This window comes from Actinophytocola sp. (genome assembly GCF_035634895.1).
Lineage (GTDB): Bacteria > Actinomycetota > Actinomycetes > Mycobacteriales > Pseudonocardiaceae > Actinophytocola.
The window spans coordinates 108,766-126,218 of the sequence record NZ_DASQCC010000035.1 but is presented as its reverse complement, the minus strand read 5'-3'; the positions used below and the strand labels follow the sequence as shown (position 1 = coordinate 126,218).

The 17,453-nt window shown below is 70.0% G+C and carries 19 protein-coding genes; 5 read left to right on the top strand and 14 right to left on the bottom strand.

Annotation, left to right across the window (positions count from 1 at the left end):
• Positions 1 to 116 precede the first annotated feature (116 nt).
• A complete protein-coding gene (locus tag VET29_RS06160; protein WP_324915735.1) occupies positions 117 to 275 on the bottom strand; it encodes a hypothetical protein in 159 nt (52 codons plus the stop codon).
• An 86-nt stretch (positions 276 to 361) separates the two neighbouring features.
• Between VET29_RS06160 and VET29_RS06155 the strand changes: the two genes are divergently transcribed.
• Positions 362 to 1,345: a helix-turn-helix domain-containing protein gene (locus tag VET29_RS06155; RefSeq protein WP_324915733.1), complete on the top strand. Its 984-nt coding sequence runs from the start codon at positions 362 to 364 to the stop codon at positions 1,343 to 1,345.
• Between the two features lie 186 nt (positions 1,346 to 1,531).
• Here VET29_RS06155 and VET29_RS06150 read toward each other — a convergent pair whose 3' ends face one another.
• Together VET29_RS06150 and VET29_RS06145 are read right to left on the bottom strand one after the other, a co-directional pair.
• Positions 1,532 to 2,566, bottom strand: coding sequence for a diacylglycerol/lipid kinase family protein (locus VET29_RS06150; protein ID WP_324915731.1), 1,035 nt, complete (start codon positions 2,564 to 2,566; stop codon positions 1,532 to 1,534).
• Positions 2,545 to 3,033 carry a MaoC family dehydratase gene (locus VET29_RS06145; protein WP_324915729.1) on the bottom strand — a complete coding sequence of 163 codons (489 nt, stop codon included), beginning with the start codon at positions 3,031 to 3,033 and terminating at the stop codon, positions 2,545 to 2,547. The genes VET29_RS06150 and VET29_RS06145 overlap by 22 nt, the downstream gene beginning before the upstream one ends.
• 256 nt (positions 3,034 to 3,289) lie before the next feature.
• Here VET29_RS06145 and VET29_RS06140 point away from each other — a divergent pair, with 256 nt between their 5' ends.
• Positions 3,290 to 3,961: a ScbR family autoregulator-binding transcription factor gene (locus VET29_RS06140; RefSeq protein WP_324915726.1), complete on the top strand. Its 672-nt coding sequence runs from the start codon at positions 3,290 to 3,292 to the stop codon at positions 3,959 to 3,961.
• Between the two features lie 146 nt (positions 3,962 to 4,107).
• Positions 4,108 to 4,314: a hypothetical protein gene (locus VET29_RS06135; RefSeq protein ID WP_324915724.1), complete on the top strand. Its 207-nt coding sequence runs from the start codon at positions 4,108 to 4,110 to the stop codon at positions 4,312 to 4,314.
• Between the two features lies 1 nt (position 4,315).
• Here the strand turns inward: VET29_RS06135 and VET29_RS06130 are convergent, their stop codons facing one another.
• The 10 genes from VET29_RS06130 to VET29_RS06085 form a co-directional block, all read right to left on the bottom strand.
• The gene (locus VET29_RS06130; RefSeq protein WP_324915722.1) at positions 4,316 to 4,996 is read right to left on the bottom strand and encodes a ScbR family autoregulator-binding transcription factor; all 681 of its coding nucleotides are present in this window, start codon (positions 4,994 to 4,996) and stop codon (positions 4,316 to 4,318) included.
• A 128-nt stretch (positions 4,997 to 5,124) separates the two neighbouring features.
• On the bottom strand, positions 5,125 to 5,781 hold the full coding sequence (locus VET29_RS06125) for an O-methyltransferase (RefSeq protein ID WP_324915720.1): 657 nt from the start codon (positions 5,779 to 5,781) through the stop codon (positions 5,125 to 5,127).
• A 44-nt stretch (positions 5,782 to 5,825) separates the two neighbouring features.
• Positions 5,826 to 6,263, bottom strand: a complete 438-nt coding sequence (locus VET29_RS06120; RefSeq protein ID WP_324915718.1) for a nitroreductase family deazaflavin-dependent oxidoreductase — start codon at positions 6,261 to 6,263, stop codon at positions 5,826 to 5,828.
• Positions 6,247 to 7,230: an N-acetylglucosamine kinase gene (locus VET29_RS06115; protein ID WP_324915717.1), complete on the bottom strand. Its 984-nt coding sequence runs from the start codon at positions 7,228 to 7,230 to the stop codon at positions 6,247 to 6,249. The genes VET29_RS06120 and VET29_RS06115 overlap by 17 nt, the downstream gene beginning before the upstream one ends.
• Positions 7,227 to 8,477 (bottom strand): 6-phospho-beta-glucosidase, encoded by a 1,251-nt coding sequence (locus tag VET29_RS06110; RefSeq protein ID WP_324915715.1) that lies wholly within the window; start codon positions 8,475 to 8,477, stop codon positions 7,227 to 7,229. The genes VET29_RS06115 and VET29_RS06110 overlap by 4 nt, the downstream gene beginning before the upstream one ends.
• Positions 8,474 to 9,340 carry a carbohydrate ABC transporter permease gene (locus VET29_RS06105; RefSeq protein ID WP_324915713.1) on the bottom strand — a complete coding sequence of 289 codons (867 nt, stop codon included), beginning with the start codon at positions 9,338 to 9,340 and terminating at the stop codon, positions 8,474 to 8,476. The genes VET29_RS06110 and VET29_RS06105 overlap by 4 nt, the downstream gene beginning before the upstream one ends.
• Positions 9,337 to 10,353 carry a sugar ABC transporter permease gene (locus VET29_RS06100; RefSeq protein ID WP_324915712.1) on the bottom strand — a complete coding sequence of 339 codons (1,017 nt, stop codon included), beginning with the start codon at positions 10,351 to 10,353 and terminating at the stop codon, positions 9,337 to 9,339. Before VET29_RS06100 ends, VET29_RS06105 begins: the two co-directional genes overlap by 4 nt.
• A 2-nt stretch (positions 10,354 to 10,355) precedes the next feature.
• A complete protein-coding gene (locus tag VET29_RS06095) occupies positions 10,356 to 11,702 on the bottom strand; it encodes an ABC transporter substrate-binding protein (protein ID WP_324915710.1) in 1,347 nt (448 codons plus the stop codon).
• A 9-nt stretch (positions 11,703 to 11,711) separates the two neighbouring features.
• A complete protein-coding gene (locus VET29_RS06090; RefSeq protein ID WP_324915708.1) occupies positions 11,712 to 12,830 on the bottom strand; it encodes an ROK family transcriptional regulator in 1,119 nt (372 codons plus the stop codon).
• Between the two features lie 79 nt (positions 12,831 to 12,909).
• Positions 12,910 to 13,392, bottom strand: coding sequence for a MarR family winged helix-turn-helix transcriptional regulator (locus VET29_RS06085; RefSeq protein ID WP_324915706.1), 483 nt, complete (start codon positions 13,390 to 13,392; stop codon positions 12,910 to 12,912).
• Between the two features lie 64 nt (positions 13,393 to 13,456).
• Between VET29_RS06085 and VET29_RS06080 the strand changes: the two genes are divergently transcribed.
• Complete coding sequence (locus VET29_RS06080; RefSeq protein WP_324915704.1) at positions 13,457 to 14,977, top strand: LLM class flavin-dependent oxidoreductase; 1,521 nt, start codon at positions 13,457 to 13,459, stop codon at positions 14,975 to 14,977.
• A gap of 133 nt (positions 14,978 to 15,110) precedes the next feature.
• The gene (locus VET29_RS06075; protein ID WP_324915702.1) at positions 15,111 to 16,367 is read left to right on the top strand and encodes a GGDEF domain-containing protein; all 1,257 of its coding nucleotides are present in this window, start codon (positions 15,111 to 15,113) and stop codon (positions 16,365 to 16,367) included.
• Here VET29_RS06075 and VET29_RS06070 read toward each other — a convergent pair.
• Positions 16,329 to 17,234 carry a LysR family transcriptional regulator gene (locus tag VET29_RS06070; RefSeq protein ID WP_324915700.1) on the bottom strand — a complete coding sequence of 302 codons (906 nt, stop codon included), beginning with the start codon at positions 17,232 to 17,234 and terminating at the stop codon, positions 16,329 to 16,331. The two genes, VET29_RS06075 and VET29_RS06070, sit on opposite strands and share 39 nt — an antisense overlap.
• Between the last annotated feature and the right edge of the window lie 219 nt (positions 17,235 to 17,453).

The window sequence follows — 17,453 nt, the reverse complement described above, 5'->3', positions numbered from 1 at the left end:
AACCGCAACTCGGCATGTGTGAATGCGGGACTCGGTATGGGTGAACGCGGGACTCGCGGTGTTTGAACGCGGGACTCGCGGGTGGGTGGCACGGTCGGGGGCGGGTCGGGCGCTGGTCAGGCGCGGCTCAGGAGGTCGGTTGTGGTGCGTTCCTGGTCGCGGTCCTGGATGTCGGTGCTGCCGTGCAGGTGCGGGTGGATGACCTCGCGGGGCTTGTTGCGCTCGAGGCCGTAGATGACGAAGCCGACGATGAGGGCGGTGATGAGAAGTTCCATGGCACTAAGTTTGTGCTCGTCGTGATGCTGCCAACAGTGGCAGAACGGACCTTGTGCGACAAAATCCTGCCACGTACGCTGACGGCATGCTCAAGACCGTTGCCGCGGTGGTGATCGACCAGTTCGCGCCCTTCGAGTTCGGCGTGCTCTGTGAGGTCTTCGGGATCGACCGGACCGAGGAGGGGGTGCCGCCGATCGAGTTCCGGGTCTGCGCCGAGCGGCCGGGCGAGCCGGTCAGGATGAGCGTCGGCGCCTCGCTCATCCCCGAGTGCGGGCTCGACGGGGTCGCGGACGCCGACCTCGTCGCGGTGGCGGCGGCCACGATCCGCGACGAGTACCCGGAGGCCGTGCTCGAGACGTTGCGGGCGGCCGCCAGGAACGGCGCGACGATCCTCTCCGTGTGCAGCGGCGCCTTCATCCTCGGCGCCGCCGGGCTGCTCGACGGCCGGCACTGCACCACCCACTGGCGCCACGGCGACGAGCTGTTCGACCGCTTCCCGACGATCCTGCTCGACCCGGACGTCCTCTACGTCGACGACGGCAACATCATCACCAGCGCCGGCACGGCCGCGGGCATCGACGCGTGCCTGCACCTCGTCCGCCGGGAGCTGGGGTCCGCCGCGGCCAACACGATCGCGCGGCGGATGGTGGTGCCGCCGCAGCGGGACGGCGGCCAGCGCCAGTACGTCGAGCTGCCCATCCCCGAATGTGCCTCCGACAGCCTCTCCCCGCTGCTGTCCTGGCTGGTCGACCACCTGAAGACCGAGCATACGGTCGGCGACCTCGCCCGCCGCGCGAACATGTCCGAGCGCACGTTCGCCCGCCGCTTCGTGGCCGAGACCGGGACCACGCCGAACAAGTGGCTGACCATGCAACGCGTCCTGCACGCGCGGCGGCTGCTGGAGGACACGAACCTGTCCGTCGACGAGGTGGCCGAGGAGTGCGGCTTCGGCTCGGCCGCGTTGCTGCGCCACCACTTCAACAAGATCGTCGGCGTCGCGCCGAAGGACTACCGGCGCACGTTCGGCGGCGCCGTGCGGGAGCTCGCGACCGACTCGGGGATGGCCTAGTGTCCCGCGCCGGAAATGCGGTGATTAAGTCGGTGGATCCGGGTTTCTGCTGGCAAGACGCCGGTTCGCCCTCGTACTGGGTCGTACTTGGGCGAACCGGCAACGCCGCCAGCAGGAAGCTGGGCCGCCGAATTAGTTGCCTGATTTCCGACTCGGGGATGGCCTAGCACAAAGCTGGACCGCTCTCTAGGCCGCGGGGGCGAGTGAGGTGGCGGCCAGCATGGGCAGTACCGACGGCATGATGTCCACTGTGTACTCCGGCGGTCCCGGCGGCAGTACCTCGCCGTCGTGCTCGAACCAGAGCGGTTGGCCGTCGGTGCGCTCGATCCGGACCTGGCGGCCACGCTCGTACACGACGCCCGGCTGGGACAGGTGCGCGCCGGTGCGGGTCAGCTCGATCATGTCGGCGGCGGAGTGCTCGCCGCCGAGGACGCAGACGTCGAGCAGCCCGTCGTCGGGCAGCGAGCGGGGAAGCGGCTCGAAGTGGCCGCCGCGGTACCGGCTGCCGCCGACGTTGACCAGCAATGTCGGTCCACTGTGGACGATTCGGCCGTCCACGGTGACCCGGCCGGGATATGGGCGGTAGCGCGGGACGAGATCGACGAGCGCCGCGTGGTAGCGGCTCTGGCCGGCGGGCGTGGTGCGGGTGCCGGCCTCGTGGATGGCCCGGGGTGGGAAACCGGCGGACGCGCCGGCGAACACCACCCGCCCGGCGACGCGGGCGAGGTCGAGCCACCGCACGGTCGGCTCGCCGAGGGCGGCCGCCACGACGGCCTGCCAGGGCGTGGTGCCGAAAAGCGTGTGGTAGCAGGAGTTCGCGTTGCCCGCCGGGACGATGAGCAGGGGTGTGGGCACGGCACCCGCCCACGCCGAGGCAAGGCCGGCGGCCACCTCGCGGACGGTGCCGTCGCCGCCGACCGCGATGACGACCCGCGGGATGGCCGGCGCGGGTGCCGGCGGAGTGGCGAGAGACGAACAGGCAAGGGAGGGAAAGGCGAGCCCGCGCTCGACGAGCGTCGGCGCCGTGCCCGCGCGGGTCGCGGGTGCCTCGGACTCGGCGGCCTTTCGCGCGATCCTCGTCGCCTCACCGGGTTTGGTGGTCCAGCGGATCGAGACGTCGCGGATCTGGCGGCTGCACACGCGTACCAGCTCCCACACCAGGCCCGCGGACACCGTGCCGGCGGCCGGGTTGGCGATGATCAGGACGCGAGTGGCACCCATCCCTCCGCCACCTCCTCCTGGTACAGCAGGCGCAGGTCGGCCGTGCACACCGGCCACTCCTGGCCTTCCACCTCCATGGCCGTCGCTATCACCGCCTCGGTGAAGCCGCGTGCCCGAGCCGTGGCCGACCTGACCTCGGCCGCCAGGCGGACACGCGCGCCCACCGGCACCGGCGACAGGAACCGCACCCGGTCGAAACCCTTGTTGAGCACCAGGGCGGCACCGTCCACTGTGTACATCTCGGTCAGCATCGGCAGTACCAGCGACAGCAGGTACATGCCGTGCGCGACGGGTCCGCCGAACGGACCCGCGGCGGCCCGCCGCGGGTCCACGTGGATCCACTGGCGGTCGCCGGTCAGCGCCGCGAACACGTCAGCATCGTGTTGCAGCACCACCTGGTACGGGGACCTGCCCAGTCTCGTGCCGGCGGATCTGACCAGCTCACCCGGTGTGGAGAACGTCCTCATGACCGTGCCGCCTCGCTCACGTCGCCGAGGTACCGCGCCACCTCCCGGTAGGAGGCCGGCGCCGGGACCTCGTCGTACGGGATCCCGTACCTTTTCGCAGTAACCTCGAACAATAGGCCGGGGCGGCCGAAGATTCGCTCGCGTCGTGGTTGGAAACAGGTGGTGCTCGACCCGAGGCGTTGCTCCGGCGTTCGGTAGCCGTTTGGTGACCTGGTGCGAGTACGCTCGAGCGCAACCGCGTGATCGTTCGTGGATCATGGACTCATGCCAGGACGTGGTGGTGACTAGACAGGCGAGGTCGGAGAACACACGTTCGCACCTCGTGCGATCCGCCGCGGAGTTGTTCGACCGCAACGGTTTCGCCGGCGCGACGCTCGAGGACGTCAGCCGCGCCGCCGGGGTGACGAAGGGTGCGTTCTACTTCCACTTCTCGTCCAAGGACGAGCTGGGCGGCGCGATCCAGGCCGAGGCGTGCGCGTTGCTACGGGTGGCCACCCACCGCGCCGCGACCGCAAAGTCCGCGGTGCAGTCCCTGGTGAACCTCACGCACGAGCTGGCCGGCTGGCTGGAGAGCGAACCCGTGGTGCGGGCCAGTTTCCGGACCGCCCGGGAGAACGGCCAACGGGGCAAGCCCTTTCTCGACTTCCATACCGACTGGCTCGCCACGGTCGAGGCGTTGTTGGTCGCCGCGCGAAGCGGCGGCGAGCTGCGGGACGAGGTGGCGGTCGAGCAGGCGGCCACGCTCGTGCTGACTCTCTCGACGGGTGTGGAGATGTTGTGGTGGGCCGGGATCCGGCGTGGGAGTATCCGGGATAGCCTGGCTGGCCTATGGCGACTGACCCTTCCGGGTCTCGTTCTTCCGGGGCGAATGTCCGAAATCGACCCGAGTGGGACGTTTCAGGGACCGAAACCTGTTGATACCACATGAAAACGCGATGTCGATCTCGCGAACCCCTATCCAAGCGGGAGTTCGGCGCATAACGTACCGATTGGTATGGTGGGTCAGCTCGCGTCGGAAGCCACTCGCCGCACTGCTGCATGTGGACGAGTACGGGCGGAAGACAGGAGTCCGATGTGGACGGACAGGCGAGCGTGTTGTTCGAACAACCGGCCGGGGTCGCGAAGGCGCGGGACATGATGTGGTCGACCGGGGTGGTCGAGGAAGGTGATCCACAACCGGGCCGCCGGCAAGCCATCGGGGGCATGCTCGCCCGCCGGACCGGACGGAGAAGGACGAGCGAGAACCCGGCCGAAGGTCAGTCGGCGGGTTTCCCCGTGTAGTTCACGCCGCGGAGTCGTCCCACTGGATCGTGCCACCCGGCAGGAGACGGGACAGCCTGCGGGCCGGCACGAGGCCGGGCAGCGAGATCTTCCACATGTCGGTGAGCCGGTCCCGCAGGTCCTCGCGCTTGGTGAGGATGTCGGACATGGTCTGGATGCCGAACACCGCGCCACCGACGTAGGTGGCCACCTCCGCCGGGTCCAACTCCTGGCGGAGGTCGCCGGTGTCGCGCGCGATCTTGAGGAACTCGTGGATCATGTCGTTCCACCTGGTGAAGACCTGTGGGTACGGCCGTTCGAAGTTCGCCTCGGTGACGAGCCGGTTGCTGGCCTGCACGCGGATGTTGGTGCACAGGCTGCGACAGAACGAGTGGCACAGGTCGATGACGCCCTGGATCGGGTTGGTCGTGTTCTCCAGCTCCGGCAGTTCGATGTTCCACTGCTCCTCGACGAGCGCCTTCGCGAGCTCCTCCTTGGAGGCGAAGTGGAAGTAGAGCGCGCCCTTGGTGACTCCGGCCCTGGTGAGGATGTCCGACAGGCTCGCACCGGCGAAGCCGCGCGCTTCGAACGCCTCGGCCGCCGCGTCCAGGATCACGTTGCGCGTGCGTTCCGCACGGTCCTGCCTTGGCAACCAGAACCTCCCGAACCCGGTGTCGTCGAGGGCCAGCATGACAGTGAACACGGTTCACGTCAGCAGTCGTTCCAGGGTAGCTCAAGACGAACCCGACCAGGCCTGGGAAAAAACCGGATGGTCGGTATTCTCCTGGGGAGCCACCCGCATCACGCGGGTGGCTCCACTCTTCTGCCAGGTCAGCTGTCCACCACGACCAGCGCGAACCCGTCGTAGCCCTTGCTGCCCACGGTCTGGATCACCGCGGCCGAGACGCGTGGTTCCTTCGCGATCAGCGTGCCCAGCTCGCGGGTGCCGACGACCGACGGGTCGGTGCTCTCCCCGTCGAGCACCAGGCCACCGCGGACAACGTTGTCCACGATGATCACGCTGCCCGGCCGGGAGTGGTCCAGCGACCACTGGAAGTATCGCGGGTTGTTGACCTTGTCCGCGTCGATGAAGAACAGGTCGAACGTGCCGTCGAGCGTCGGCAGCGTGTCCAGCGCCTTGCCGACCTTCACCTCGACCCGGTCGGCGAGCCCGGCCGTCGCGATGTTGCCCCTGGCCACCTCGGCGTGGCGCGGGTCGGCCTCGAGCGTGATCAGCTCGCCGTCGGCCGGCAGCGCGCGGGCGAGCCAGATCGCGCTGTAGCCGGCGAGCGTGCCGAACTCGAGGATCCGCCGCGCGCCGTGGATGCGGGCGATGAGGTTGAGCATCTTGCCGTGGTTGGGGGAGACGTTGATCGGCGGCAGGCCCGCCCTGTCGCTGGCCTCGAGTGCCTTGTCGAGCGCCTCGTCCCGGCCGATGAGCAGGCCAGAGACGTAGTCGTCGACCTCGTTCCACACGCGTTCCGTCATGCCGCCATTATTCGTGACCGTCGCGTTCGAGGCGGGCGAGCGTGTCAGCTCTTCGGGGTCAGGACGAAGACCGGGATCTCCCGCTCGGTCTTCTGCTGGTAGCCCGCGTACGGCGGGAACGCCCTGACGGCGATCTCCCACCACTCGTCCCGTTCCGCACCGGTGACCTCACGGGCCACCATGTCCTGCCGGACCGGGCCGTCCTGCAGTTCGACGTCCGGGTGGGACTTCACGTTGTGGTACCAGACCGGATGCTTCGGTGCCCCGCCCAGCGACGCCACCACGGCGTACCGGCCGCTGTCCTCGACCCGCATCAGGGGCGTTTTGCGGATCTTGCCCGACTTCGCCCCGAGGGTGGTCAGGATGACCACCGGCAGGTCGTGCATCGTCGTGCCGCGGGTGCCGCCCGACCCCTCGTACTCGTCGACCTGGTCCCGCGCCCGCGTCGACGGGCTCGGCTCGTACTCACCGTGCAGAGGCATGCCTCCAGTAAACACGCAGCCTCTCCTCCGCGCCCGCCACCGCTCCCAGCGACGCCAGCCCCAGCAGCGCCGAGCCGACCACCGGCGGGTCGGTCACCACGGTGATCTCCGCCAGTGGCGCCGCCGACGCCAACGAGCCCTTGATCACCCCGTGTAGCAGCGGATCACGGCCACGCAGCACCCCGCCGCCCAGCACCACCGTCGCCGGGCGGTCCACAAGGTCCAGCCGCCGGAGGGCCGCGATCGCCAGCAGGGCCACTTCGTCGCCCTGACGGATGACCACCGACCGGGCTACCTCGTCACCCGCCGCCGCCACCTCGAACAGCACCGGCGTCAACAGCGGCAGCCGCGCGGCGACCGACGGATCCAGGTGCGCGGTCGCCGCCACCTCCGCGGCGCTCCCGAGACCGAAGAACGCGGCGATCGCCGACGTCAGCGCCGTCGCCGGGCCGCGGCCGTCCTCCGCGCGCACCGCATGCCACAACGCGGTCGGGCCCAATTCGTCGCCGCCGCCCCAGTCGCCGGTGATCGTGCCCAGTGCCGGGAACCGGACCATGCGGCCGTCCGCCGCCCGTCCCACACAGTTGATGCCCGCGCCGCACACCACGGCCACCGCGTCCGGTGCCTCCGTGCCCGCGCGCAGCAACGCCAGCGTGTCGTTGTCCACAATGGACTTGTCGGCCCAGCCAGCCTCCGTCACCGCGTTCGCGAGCATGGTCAGCTCCACCGGCAGGTCCGCGCCGGCCAGGTACACCGCCGCGAGTGCCAGCCGGTCGTCCTCGTCGAGGCCCGCCGACGCCCGTGCCGACGTCACCAGCGAGTCCAGCCGGTTCATCGACTCCGCCAGCCCGTACGACTGGTGGTTCGTGCCCGGCCCACGCGCGTGTCCCAGCACCATGCCGGTGTCGTCGCAGATCAGCACGTCCGTCTTCGAGTTGCCGCCGTCGACGGCGAGCAGCAGGCTCATCGCGCCCACGCAAGGAACTCGGCGTTGGCCGCGAGCAGCCGGTCGGTCAGCCCGCGCGCGCGGTCCGCCTGGCCGACGAGGGGATGCGCCAGCAGCGCGCGGAACACCCGGTCCTCGCCACCCCGCAGCGCCGCGTCGACGGCCAGCTCCTCGTAGCCGGACACGTGTGACACCAGGCCCGCCATGTCCGGCGCCAGCGGCGTGGTCGGCACCGGGACGGCGCCCTCCGCGGCGACGTCACACGTCACCTCGATGACCGCGTCGTCCGGCAGGCAACGCAACGTGCCGTTGTTCCGCACGTTCACCGCGTGCCGGCCGGGAGATCCGTGCAGTGCGGCCAGCAGACCGATCGCCGCCTCCGAGTAGTACGCCCCACCCCGCTGGGACAGCAGCTCGGGTTTCGTGTCGAGCGCCGGATCCCGGTACATGTCAAGAAGCTCCCGCTCGATCTCCGCCACCCGTGCACCCCTCGGCTGAGAGTTCCGTTCCTCCGCGACGACAAGATCGTGGCAGTAGAAGTACCGCAGGTAGTACGACGGCAGCGTGCCGGTCAGCCGCAGCAGCGAGGCAGGCAGCTCCAGGTGCTCGGCGAGGAGGTCGCCGTGCGCGGCGAGCAGCTCGGGCAACCGGTCCGCGCCGTACACCGTCGCCGCGCGTTCCCACGTCAGGTGGTTCAGGCCGACGTGGTCCAGCGTCACGTCGTCGGGCCGGACCTCCAGCAGCGACGCCAGCAGCCGCTGGAGTCCGATCGCGACGTTGCACAGTCCCAGCGCCCGGTGCCCGTCGTCGAGCAGTGCCCGGGTCACGATGCCGACCGGGTTGGTGAACGCGACGATCCACGCGTCCGGCGCGGCACGCGCACGGGCCCGGCGTGCGATGTCGAGCACCACCGGCACGGTACGCAACGCCTTCGCCAGCCCGCCCGCGCCGGTCGTCTCCTGCCCGACGCATCCGCACTCCAGCGGGAACGTCTCGTCGCTGATCCGCGTGGTCTGCCCGCCGACCCGCAGCTGGAGCAGTACCACGTCGGCGTCGGTCAGCCCGGCGTCGAGGTCGTCGGTCCACCCCAGCTTCGCCGAACTGTCGTGCCGGGCAAGGATTCGTCGGCCGAACTCGCCGACGACCCCCAGCCGGGACAGGTCCGGGTCGATCAGCATCACCTCGTCGACGGCGAACGGCAACCGCGCGAACCCGTCGATCAGCTCGGGCGTGTACGTCGAGCCTCCCCCGACGACGGCCACCCTCATCCCTTCACCCCCGTCAACGTAACGCCTTGCACGAATGCCTTCTGTGCCAGGAAGAACACGATGATCACCGGCGCCATCACGAGCAGGGTCGCGGCCATCACGAGGTTCCACTCCACGTGGTGCAGGTGCTTGAACTGCGACAGCGCGATCGACAGCGTCCAGTTCGACTGGTCCTCGCTCGTGTACAGCAGCGGCCCGTAGTAGTCGTTCCACGCGTAGAAGAACTGGAAGATCGCGGTCGCCGCGATGCCCGGCCGCGCCATCGGGACGACGACCTGCAGCAGCACCTGCCACTCCCCGCAGCCGTCGATCCGCGCGGCGTCCACGATGGAGTCGGGAATCGTCAGCAGGAACTGGCGCAGCAGGAAGATGCTGAACGCGTCACCCGCCAGCATCGGCAGGATCAGCGGCCACAGCGTGCCGGTCAGCCCGGCGTTCGCCCACATCAGGTACAGCGGCACGGTGACCACCTGCGGTGGCAGCATCATCATGCAGATGATCACGATGAACACCGCGTTCCCGCCACGCCAGCGCAGCTTCGCGAGCGCGTAGGCCGCCGGCACGCTCGACAGCAGCATGAACCCCGTGGCCAGCACGACGTAGACGACCGTGTTGACCAGGTAGTCGAACATCGGGAACTTCCGGAAGATGTCGAGGAAGTTCTCCGGGTGCCAGGTCGCCGGCCACAGGTTGGCCGTCAGCGCCTGGTCGCTCGTCATGAACGACAGCAGGAACACGAACACGAACGGCGCCAGGAAGATGACGGCCACGGCGATGGCGACGCTGTTGCGTGCCACGACGACCAGCCACGACTCACGCACCGTCGTGCCGCGCCGCATGGGCCGGGTGACTGTCGCGGTCACAGCCGCCCTCCCGCGAACGCCCGGAACCTGCGCAGCAGGATCAGGGTCACCCCGAACGCCACCACGAACAGCACGACCGCCAGCGCGTTCGCGTAACCCATGTCGTAATAACGGAAACCCTGCACGTACAGGTGCAGCGGGTAGGTCAGCGTCGACTCCTCCGGATAGCCGAACGTCGAGGAGATCCCGCCGCCGGTCGTCGCCGACCCACTCGCGACACTCGCCGCGACCGCCGCCTGCGTGAAGTACTGCAACGTCTGGATCACCCCGGTCACCGCGGCGAACAGCAGCACCGGCGAGAGCGCCGGCAGCGTCACGAACCGGAACCGCTGCCACGGGTTCGCGCCGTCCAGCGATGCCGCCTCGTACAACGGTTTCGGCACGTCCAGCAGCGCGGCCAGGAAGATGACCATCAGGTCGCCGACGGCCCACGTGCCCAGCAGCACGAGCGACGGCTTCGACCAGTCCGGCGAGTCGAACCACAGCGGACCGTCGATGCCGAACCAGCTCAGCACCCCGTTCACCGGCCCGGTCGCCGGGTTGAACAGGAACACGAACGCGATCGTCGCGGCCACCGGCGGGGCGAGCGCGGGCAGGTAGAAGACCGTGCGGAAGAACCCGCCGCCCCGCCTGAGCGACGTCAGGAGCATCGCCGTCAGCAGGGCCGCGACCATCCGCGCCGGCACCAGGACCACCACGAACCACAGCGTGTTCCACGCCGCCTTGTGCGCCAGCGGGTCGTGCGCGAACAGGTACACGTAGTTCTTCAGCCCCACCCACTCCGGGCTGGTGAGCAGGTCGAACCTGGTGAACGAGAAGTAGATCGCGGCCAGCAGCGGGTAGGCGAAGAACACGACGATGCCGACGCCGGCGGGCGCCATGAAGCTCAACACCGTCAGCCGGTGCCGCCACCGGCGCGACACCCTGCGCCGCGCCGGTGGTGGCGAGTCCATTGTGGATGGACGGTCCAGTACCGCGACCGTCGCGCCGAGCGGAGCCTGCGGAGCGGCCATCGTCAGCGCCCGAGGTCGAGTGCTTCGTCGATGCGACCGTCGAGATCCCGGAGCCCGCCGACCAGGTCCGGGCTGGCCCCGGACAGGTAGGTGTTGACGTACTCCTGTGTCATCTCGACGTACTTGGGCCCGGCCGAGTTCGGCGGCGTGGTCGACGTGTCGGGGTTGGTGAAGATCTCCAGGAACGTGCGGAACTTGTCGTCGGCCTGCAGGGCGGGCGAATTCAGCGCGTCGGTCGTGGTCGGCACGTTCTTGATGGTGTTGGCCAGGTCGACGATCACGTTGGTCTCGGTCGTGAGGTAGCGGAGCAGCGCCCAGGACGCCTCGGGGTTCTTGGAGTTCGCGGAGATGCCCATGACGTTGCCGGTCACGAAACCGGCGCCGTAGCGGTCGGTCTCGTTGTCGGCGACGGGCAGGGGAGCGGTGCCGAAGTCGAGGTCCGGCGCCTGGTCCTGGACGAACGCCGTGCGGTACTCGCCGTCGATCGCCATGGCCAGCTTTCCCGCCTGGAAGGCGTTGTCCGCGCTCCACTCGTCACCGAGGCCCGCGGTGAACTGCCGCACCTTGTCGTAGCCGTACCAGTCGACGAGGTCCTTGTGCCACTTGAGCATCGCCTGCCAGTTCGGGTCCGTGCCGATGGCCGACTTCTCGTCTTTGGTGAGCCACCTGGCGTCCCACATCGGCGCGGTGTGCTGCGGCGTGTGCTCGTAGAAGTTCAGTATGGGCAGGAAGCCGGCGACCTCGATGGTGCCGTCCGGCTTGCGCCTGGTGAGCTTCTTCGCCATGTCGGCAAGCTCGGTCATGGTCTTGGGCGGCGCGGTGAAACCGGCCTGCCGCAACAGGGTCTTGTTGTAGTACAGGCCGTACACGTCCGCGAGGAACGGCATCGCGCAGCGGCGGTCGTGGTAGGAGGTGTAGTCGCGCACGGTCTGGGGGAACTGGTCGAGGTCGACCTTGTCCCGCTTGATGTACGGCGACAGGTCGCGCCACGCGCCCGAGGAGCAGAACTTGCCGACGATGTCCGTGGAGTAGGACAGGCCGACGTCCGGGCCCTTGCCGGACGAGATGGCCTGGAGCATCTTGGCGTCGTCCTGGCCGGACGTCACGTTCACGTGGATGTCCGGGTGTGCCTTCTCGAACCCGGCGATGGCCGTGTCGATGGCCTTGGCCTCGCGGTCGGTGAAGAAGTGCCAGAACTCGACGGTGCCCTTGGCCTCCTGGCCGGCGGGCGCGATCTCGCCGCCTGCGTCGATGCCGGGGGTACACGCGGCGACGACGAGCAGGGCGGCCGAGGACAAGGCGAGCAGGGTGCGGTGGACCATGCCGGAGCGGAGCGGGGAACCAAACACGGAAACCTCCTAGCGGCGGTCGAGCAGTGCGGTGCGGACCGCGGTGAGGGTGGTGTCGAGCGCGCCGAGCAGGACGGCGTCCTCGGTGAGGCCGGTGGCCGCGACCTCGGTCTCGAGCACGGACAGGTCCCGCAGGGCGGCGCCGACGGCGTCGGCGAGCGCGGGCCCGCCGGCCTGACCGACCTCACCGGCGAGGACGACGAGCGCGGGGTCGAGCACGGCCACGACCGCGGCGATGCCGACGGCGATGCGCGTGGCCAGTGCGGAGTGCAGCACGGCATGGGTGGCCGCGGTGGCGGCGCGCTCGGTCTCGATGCCGTGTTCGCGGGCGAGCGCCAGGATCGCCGGGCCACCCACCAGGTCCTGGAAGTCGTGGACGCCGTCTCGCTGCGGCAGGCCGACCGGCATGTAGCCGATCTCGCCGGCACCTCCTCGGGCGCCACGCAGGATCGTGCCGCCCAGGTCGATGCCGAGGCCGAGCCCTTCCTCGCCGAGCCAGAGCAGGGCGAAGCTGTCCGCCTCGCGGGCGATCCCCCGCGACCGCTCGGCCGCCGCCGCCAGGTTCACGTCGTTGTCGACGCTCACCTGGGTGCGCAGCCGGGCGCGGATGTCGCCGATCAGCCCCGGCCGCGACCAGCCCGGCACGTCGACGTACCGGATCGTGCCGTCGTGGTGCGCGCCCGGCACACCCAGTTGCACGTGGTCGAGGCGCTTGCGGGGGACGCGGGCCTTCTGGCACGCCACCTGTACTGCCTCGCCGACGGACCGGACCGGGTCGTCGTGAAGCTTCGTCGTCACCCTGGCGCGGACCTCGCCGGCCAGGTCGCACACCGCGGTCACCAGGGTGGAGTCCTTCTCCTGCAACGAGACCGCGGCGGCGTAGGCGGCGTCCGGATTGACGTCGTAGATGTCGGCGTTGGGGCCAGGACCGCCGCTGGTGCGGCCGACGACCCGGACCAGCCCGGCTTCCTGGAGGCGGCGCATGACGTCCGAGGTGGTCGGCTTCGCGAGCCCGGTCAGCTCGCGCAGGTCGCCGCGGGTGAGCGGACCGCGCTCGAGGAGGAGACTGAGCGCCGCGGACTCGTTGATCTCACGGAGTAGTCGGCTGGACCCGGCCTGTTGCGTCAACGTGGTGCCTCACAGGTATTGGTTAGGCAATCTGCCTAACTATTAATGACCGTTGTGAGGTAGTCAATACACCGATCGGTTACGGCCGTGCCGCGGCGATATCCTCCACCACCGCGCAGGTGCTGTCCACCGGGTCCAGCGCGTTGACGTGCGCGGCCAGCTGTGTGAGCAGTGTCTTCAGGCTCTTCTGCTCCGCTCGCGACAGTCCTGACAGCACATGTGTCTCCGCACGCGCGAGCCGCCGGTCGAGGTCGGCGAGGCGGGCCCGCCCGGTCTCCGTGGCGATCACGTGCCGCGTGCGGCGGTCGGTGGGCGACGGCTTGCGTGCGACGAGTTCCGCCCGTTCGAGGTCGTCGAGCAGGTAGGTCATCACGGTCCGGTCGATGCCCAGCTGCTGGCACAGCGCGGACTGGCTGTGCGGCTGGTCACGCGTCGCCGCGGTGAGGACCTGGTAGCCGCGGTGCCCGCCGGGCAGGTCGCCGACCACCGTGTTCGTCGCCTTGATGTACGCGCGGAAGACCACGCCAAGGGTCCAGCCGAGGTCGCCGTCGAGTGCCGTCACCCGGCCAATGATAGCCCTCAAAGAACGTCTGCACGACAGAACATCTGCGTGGCATACTGTCGGCATGCCAGATTACGGCCACTCACTCGAGTTCGGCGTGTTCCTCCCGCCCGCCGCCGACCGCTTCGGCGAGGCGCTCCGGATGGCCCAGGCCGCCGACGTCCTCGGCCTCGAGCTCGTCAGCCTGCAGGACCACCCGTACCAGGCGGCGTTCCTCGACACGTGGACCTCGCTGTCGGTCATCGCCGCCGCCACCACGAACGTGCGAGTCTTTCCCAACGTCGCCAACCTGCCGCTGCGCCCGCCCGCGGTCCTCGCCCGCGCCGCCGCGAGCCTCGACATCATCACGGGTGGCCGTGTCGAGCTGGGCCTCGGCGCCGGCGGGTTCTTCGACCCCATCGTCGGGATGGGCGGCCCGCGCCGCACCCCGGCCGAGGCGGTCGACGCGCTCGCCGAGGCCATCGAGGTGATCAGGGCACTGTGGACCCCGGGCCGCGGTGTCCGGTTCACCGGTGAGCACTACTCGCTCAAGGGCGCGCATCCCGGCCCGTTCCCCGCGCACGACATCGGCATCTGGCTCGGCGCGTACAAGAAGCGGATGCTCCGGCTGACCGGCCGGTTGGCCGACGGCTGGCTGCCGTCCAGCCCGTACGCGCCGCCGGACCAGCTGGCCGGGATGAACCAGGTCATCGACGACGCGGCCGAGGAGGCCGGTCGCTCGCCCGCCGAGGTCCGCAGGCTCTACAACATCGGCGGATCCTTCACCGGCAACGGTTTCCTGCAGGGCCCGCCGAAGGTGTGGGTCGAGCAGCTGGCCGAGCTGGCGCTGACCGAGGGCGTCAGCGGGTTCGTGCAGATGGTCGAGACCGAGGACGACCTGCGGCGCTTCGCCGAGGAGGTCGCGCCGGGCGTGCGGGAGCTGGTCGAGCAGGAGCGGACCCAGGGGCCGCGCCCAAAAGCCCTGGTCGCTGAGCCGGTCGTCGAGCGACTCGGCGTGCTCCCGACCCAGGACGACGGCACCCGCCTGTCCGTGGAACGCCTGTGGGACGAGGAGAAGCGCCCGTCCGGCCCGGTGCCCGACCCGGCCACCGTCTACTCCGCGGCCGGTCGTGCGGGGAGCCAGCAGCTGGTCGACATCCACGACCACCTGCGTGCCGAGCTGTCCCGGGTCCGGTCGCTGGTTCGGCAGGTCGCCGAGGGCGTGGTCGACGTGGGCGCGGCCCGCTCCGAGATCAACACGATGACGATGCGCCAGAACAACTGGACCATGGGCGCGTACTGCGAGAGCTACTGCCGTCTGGTCACCCTCCATCACACGATCGAGGACACCTCGCTGTACCCGCAGCTACGGGACGGCGACCCGCGTCTCGGCCCGGTGCTCGACCGGCTGACCGAGGAGCACCACGTGATCCACGACGTGCTGGAACGCGTCGACGCCGCGCTCGTCGCGACGGTGGCCGAGCCCAGGCGGATCGAGGACCTGCGGGCGGCCGTCGACCTGCTCACCGACACGCTCCTGTCGCACCTGTCCTACGAGGAGCGTGAGCTCGTCGAACCGTTGGCCCGCATGCCGATGCGGTACTGACTCACTCGATTGGAGTCACGACACGTGATCAACCGCCCGTTACGGTGATACCTCCATTGCAAGGGGGAACGTAACGGTGGGTGCGATCCGGCTCTCGCCACGCCGGTGGCAACTGTGGCGCAGTCCGCGGCCCGTGGTCGGGCTGATCCTGACCGTCGAGACGCTCGCGGTCGCGGTGGCGGCGGTCAGCGTCACCGCGGTCCCGGTCGCCCGCGACCACTGGCTCTGGTGCGGCCTGCTGCTCCTCGGCTCGGCGGTGCACCTGGAGGCGGTGCGTGGCATCGACCGGATCCGGGACGTCGGCGAGGGTTCGGTCAACCTGCTGTCCGTGTGGCTGTTCGCCGGGGTCCTGCTCCTGCCACCGCCGCTGCTGTGCGGGTCGATCGTGCTCGGCTACCTGCACTCGCTGGCTCGGGTGTACCGGTTCCGGGTGCTCGTCCACCGCAAGCTGTACTCGCTCGCCACGCTCGTGCTGGGCGCGCTGGCCGCCTACTGGGTGCTGCACGCGGTCGAGCCCGCGACCGAGCCGTTCGCGACGACGCTCGACGGTCCGGCCGGGCTGCTCGCCCTGGCCGGCGCCGGGCTCGCGTACTGGCTGATCAACTACGGGCTCGTGGTCACCGCGATCGTGCTGACGAACCCCGACCGCCCGCTGCGCTCCTCGCTCGGCCCGGCCACCGACCAGCTGATGCTGGCCGGCGCCGTGGGCATGGGCGCCGGCCTCGCCGTGGTGATGATCACCCGTCCGTGGTGGACGCCGCTGCTGACCGTGACCGTGCTCGCCCTGCACACCGGCCTGCTGATGCCGCAGTTCCGCGCCGCGAGCCGCAACGACGCGAAGACCGGCCTGTTCGACGCGGTGTTCTGGGCGAAGCTGGTGAGCGACGAGCTGGACCGGGCACGGCGGACGGACGGCACGCTCGGCGTGCTGCTGCTCGACCTCGACCACTTCAAGCGCGTCAACGACGCCCACGGGCACCTCGCCGGGGACATGGTCCTGCGCGGGGTGGCCGACGCGATCCGGCGCACGGTGCGTGGGCGTGACCGGGTCGGCCGGTACGGCGGCGAGGAGTTCGCGATCGTGCTGCCCGGGGTGGGCGCCGACGACGTGCGCGCGACGGCCGAGCGGGTACGCGCCGCGGTGGCCGCGACGGCCGTGACCGTCGTCGACTTCGACGGCGAGGAGAAGGTCGTCACAGGCCTGACCGCGTCCGTCGGCGCGGCCGTCTACCCCGCGCACGGCGGCGACCGGACGGCATTGCTGCTGGCCGCGGACGCGGCACTGTACGTGGCGAAGACCGCGGGCCGGGACTGCACGCGCGTGGCGGGTTTCCCCACGGCTCGCGGGCCGCTACGTTTCGCCGGCCACCACCCGGACCAGGTCCCGTAGCCAGCGCTGCGCGGGGTCGTCGTCGAGGCGTGGGTGCCACGTCATGAGGTACGGCATGGGCTCGACCTCCGGTGGCGCCTTGACCACCCGCAGGTCCGGGTTGTCCAGTGTGGACACCAGGCGCGTCGGCAGGGTCGCCACGAGCCGGGTGTCGGGGACGGCCAGCACAGCGGCCGTGTGGTAGGGCACGGAGAGCGCGGCGATGCGGTGGCGGCCGAGTTCGGTCAGCCGCCTGTCCACCGCGGACTGCTCACCCTGCAGGACGTCGACCATGATGTGCGCGGCGCCGAGAAAGTCTTCCAGTGAGAGGGTTTCCCGGTCGGACAGGGGGTTCGACGCGGACATCAGGCAGACGAACCGCTCGTCGAACAGCAGCTCGCTGCGTAGTTCCGGATGGGTCGACACGGCCGCGAAGGCCAGATCCACGAGCCCGTGGGCGACGTCGTCGAACACGCCGTTGTGCCACTGCCGGAAGATCATCGACGCCCCGGGCGCCTCATGGAAGAGCCGGCGCGAGAGCCCGGGCCCGAGGACCGAGGTGGTGAAGTCCGTGCCCATCAGGCGGAAGCTGTCGGTCGCGGCCCGCGGGTCGAACCCCTCGGTGCCGAAGAGGACCTCGAGCCGGGGAAGGATGCCGGCCAGCTCACGCTGGATGCGTTCCGCACGCGGCGTGAGCTGGTAGCCGTCCCTGGTGCGCACGAGCAGTTCGTCGTCCAGCGTCCGCCGGAGCCGCTGCAGCGCCCGGCTGGTCGCCGGCTGCGACAGCCCGATCCGGTCCGCCGCGCGGGACACGTGCCGCTCCTCGAGCAACGCGGCCAACGCGACCAGCAGGTTCAGGTCGACACGCTGCAACTGGGTGGTCCGCACGACGGGCATTGTCGGTCCTCACCGATAGTCTGAAAGCCAGGGGGACCCCCTGACCCGCACGAACGGACTGTTCGTACGGTCTGGGCTGGGGGACGCCGGTGGCTTTGCTGAGCCGGTTGCGCGGCTGGATGGCGCCGAGGAAGTCGAGTCCCGTGCATGAGGAGGGGTCGACTCGTCCGGGCTGGCTCGTTCTTCGAGTCGTGCGAACGGACTGTTCGC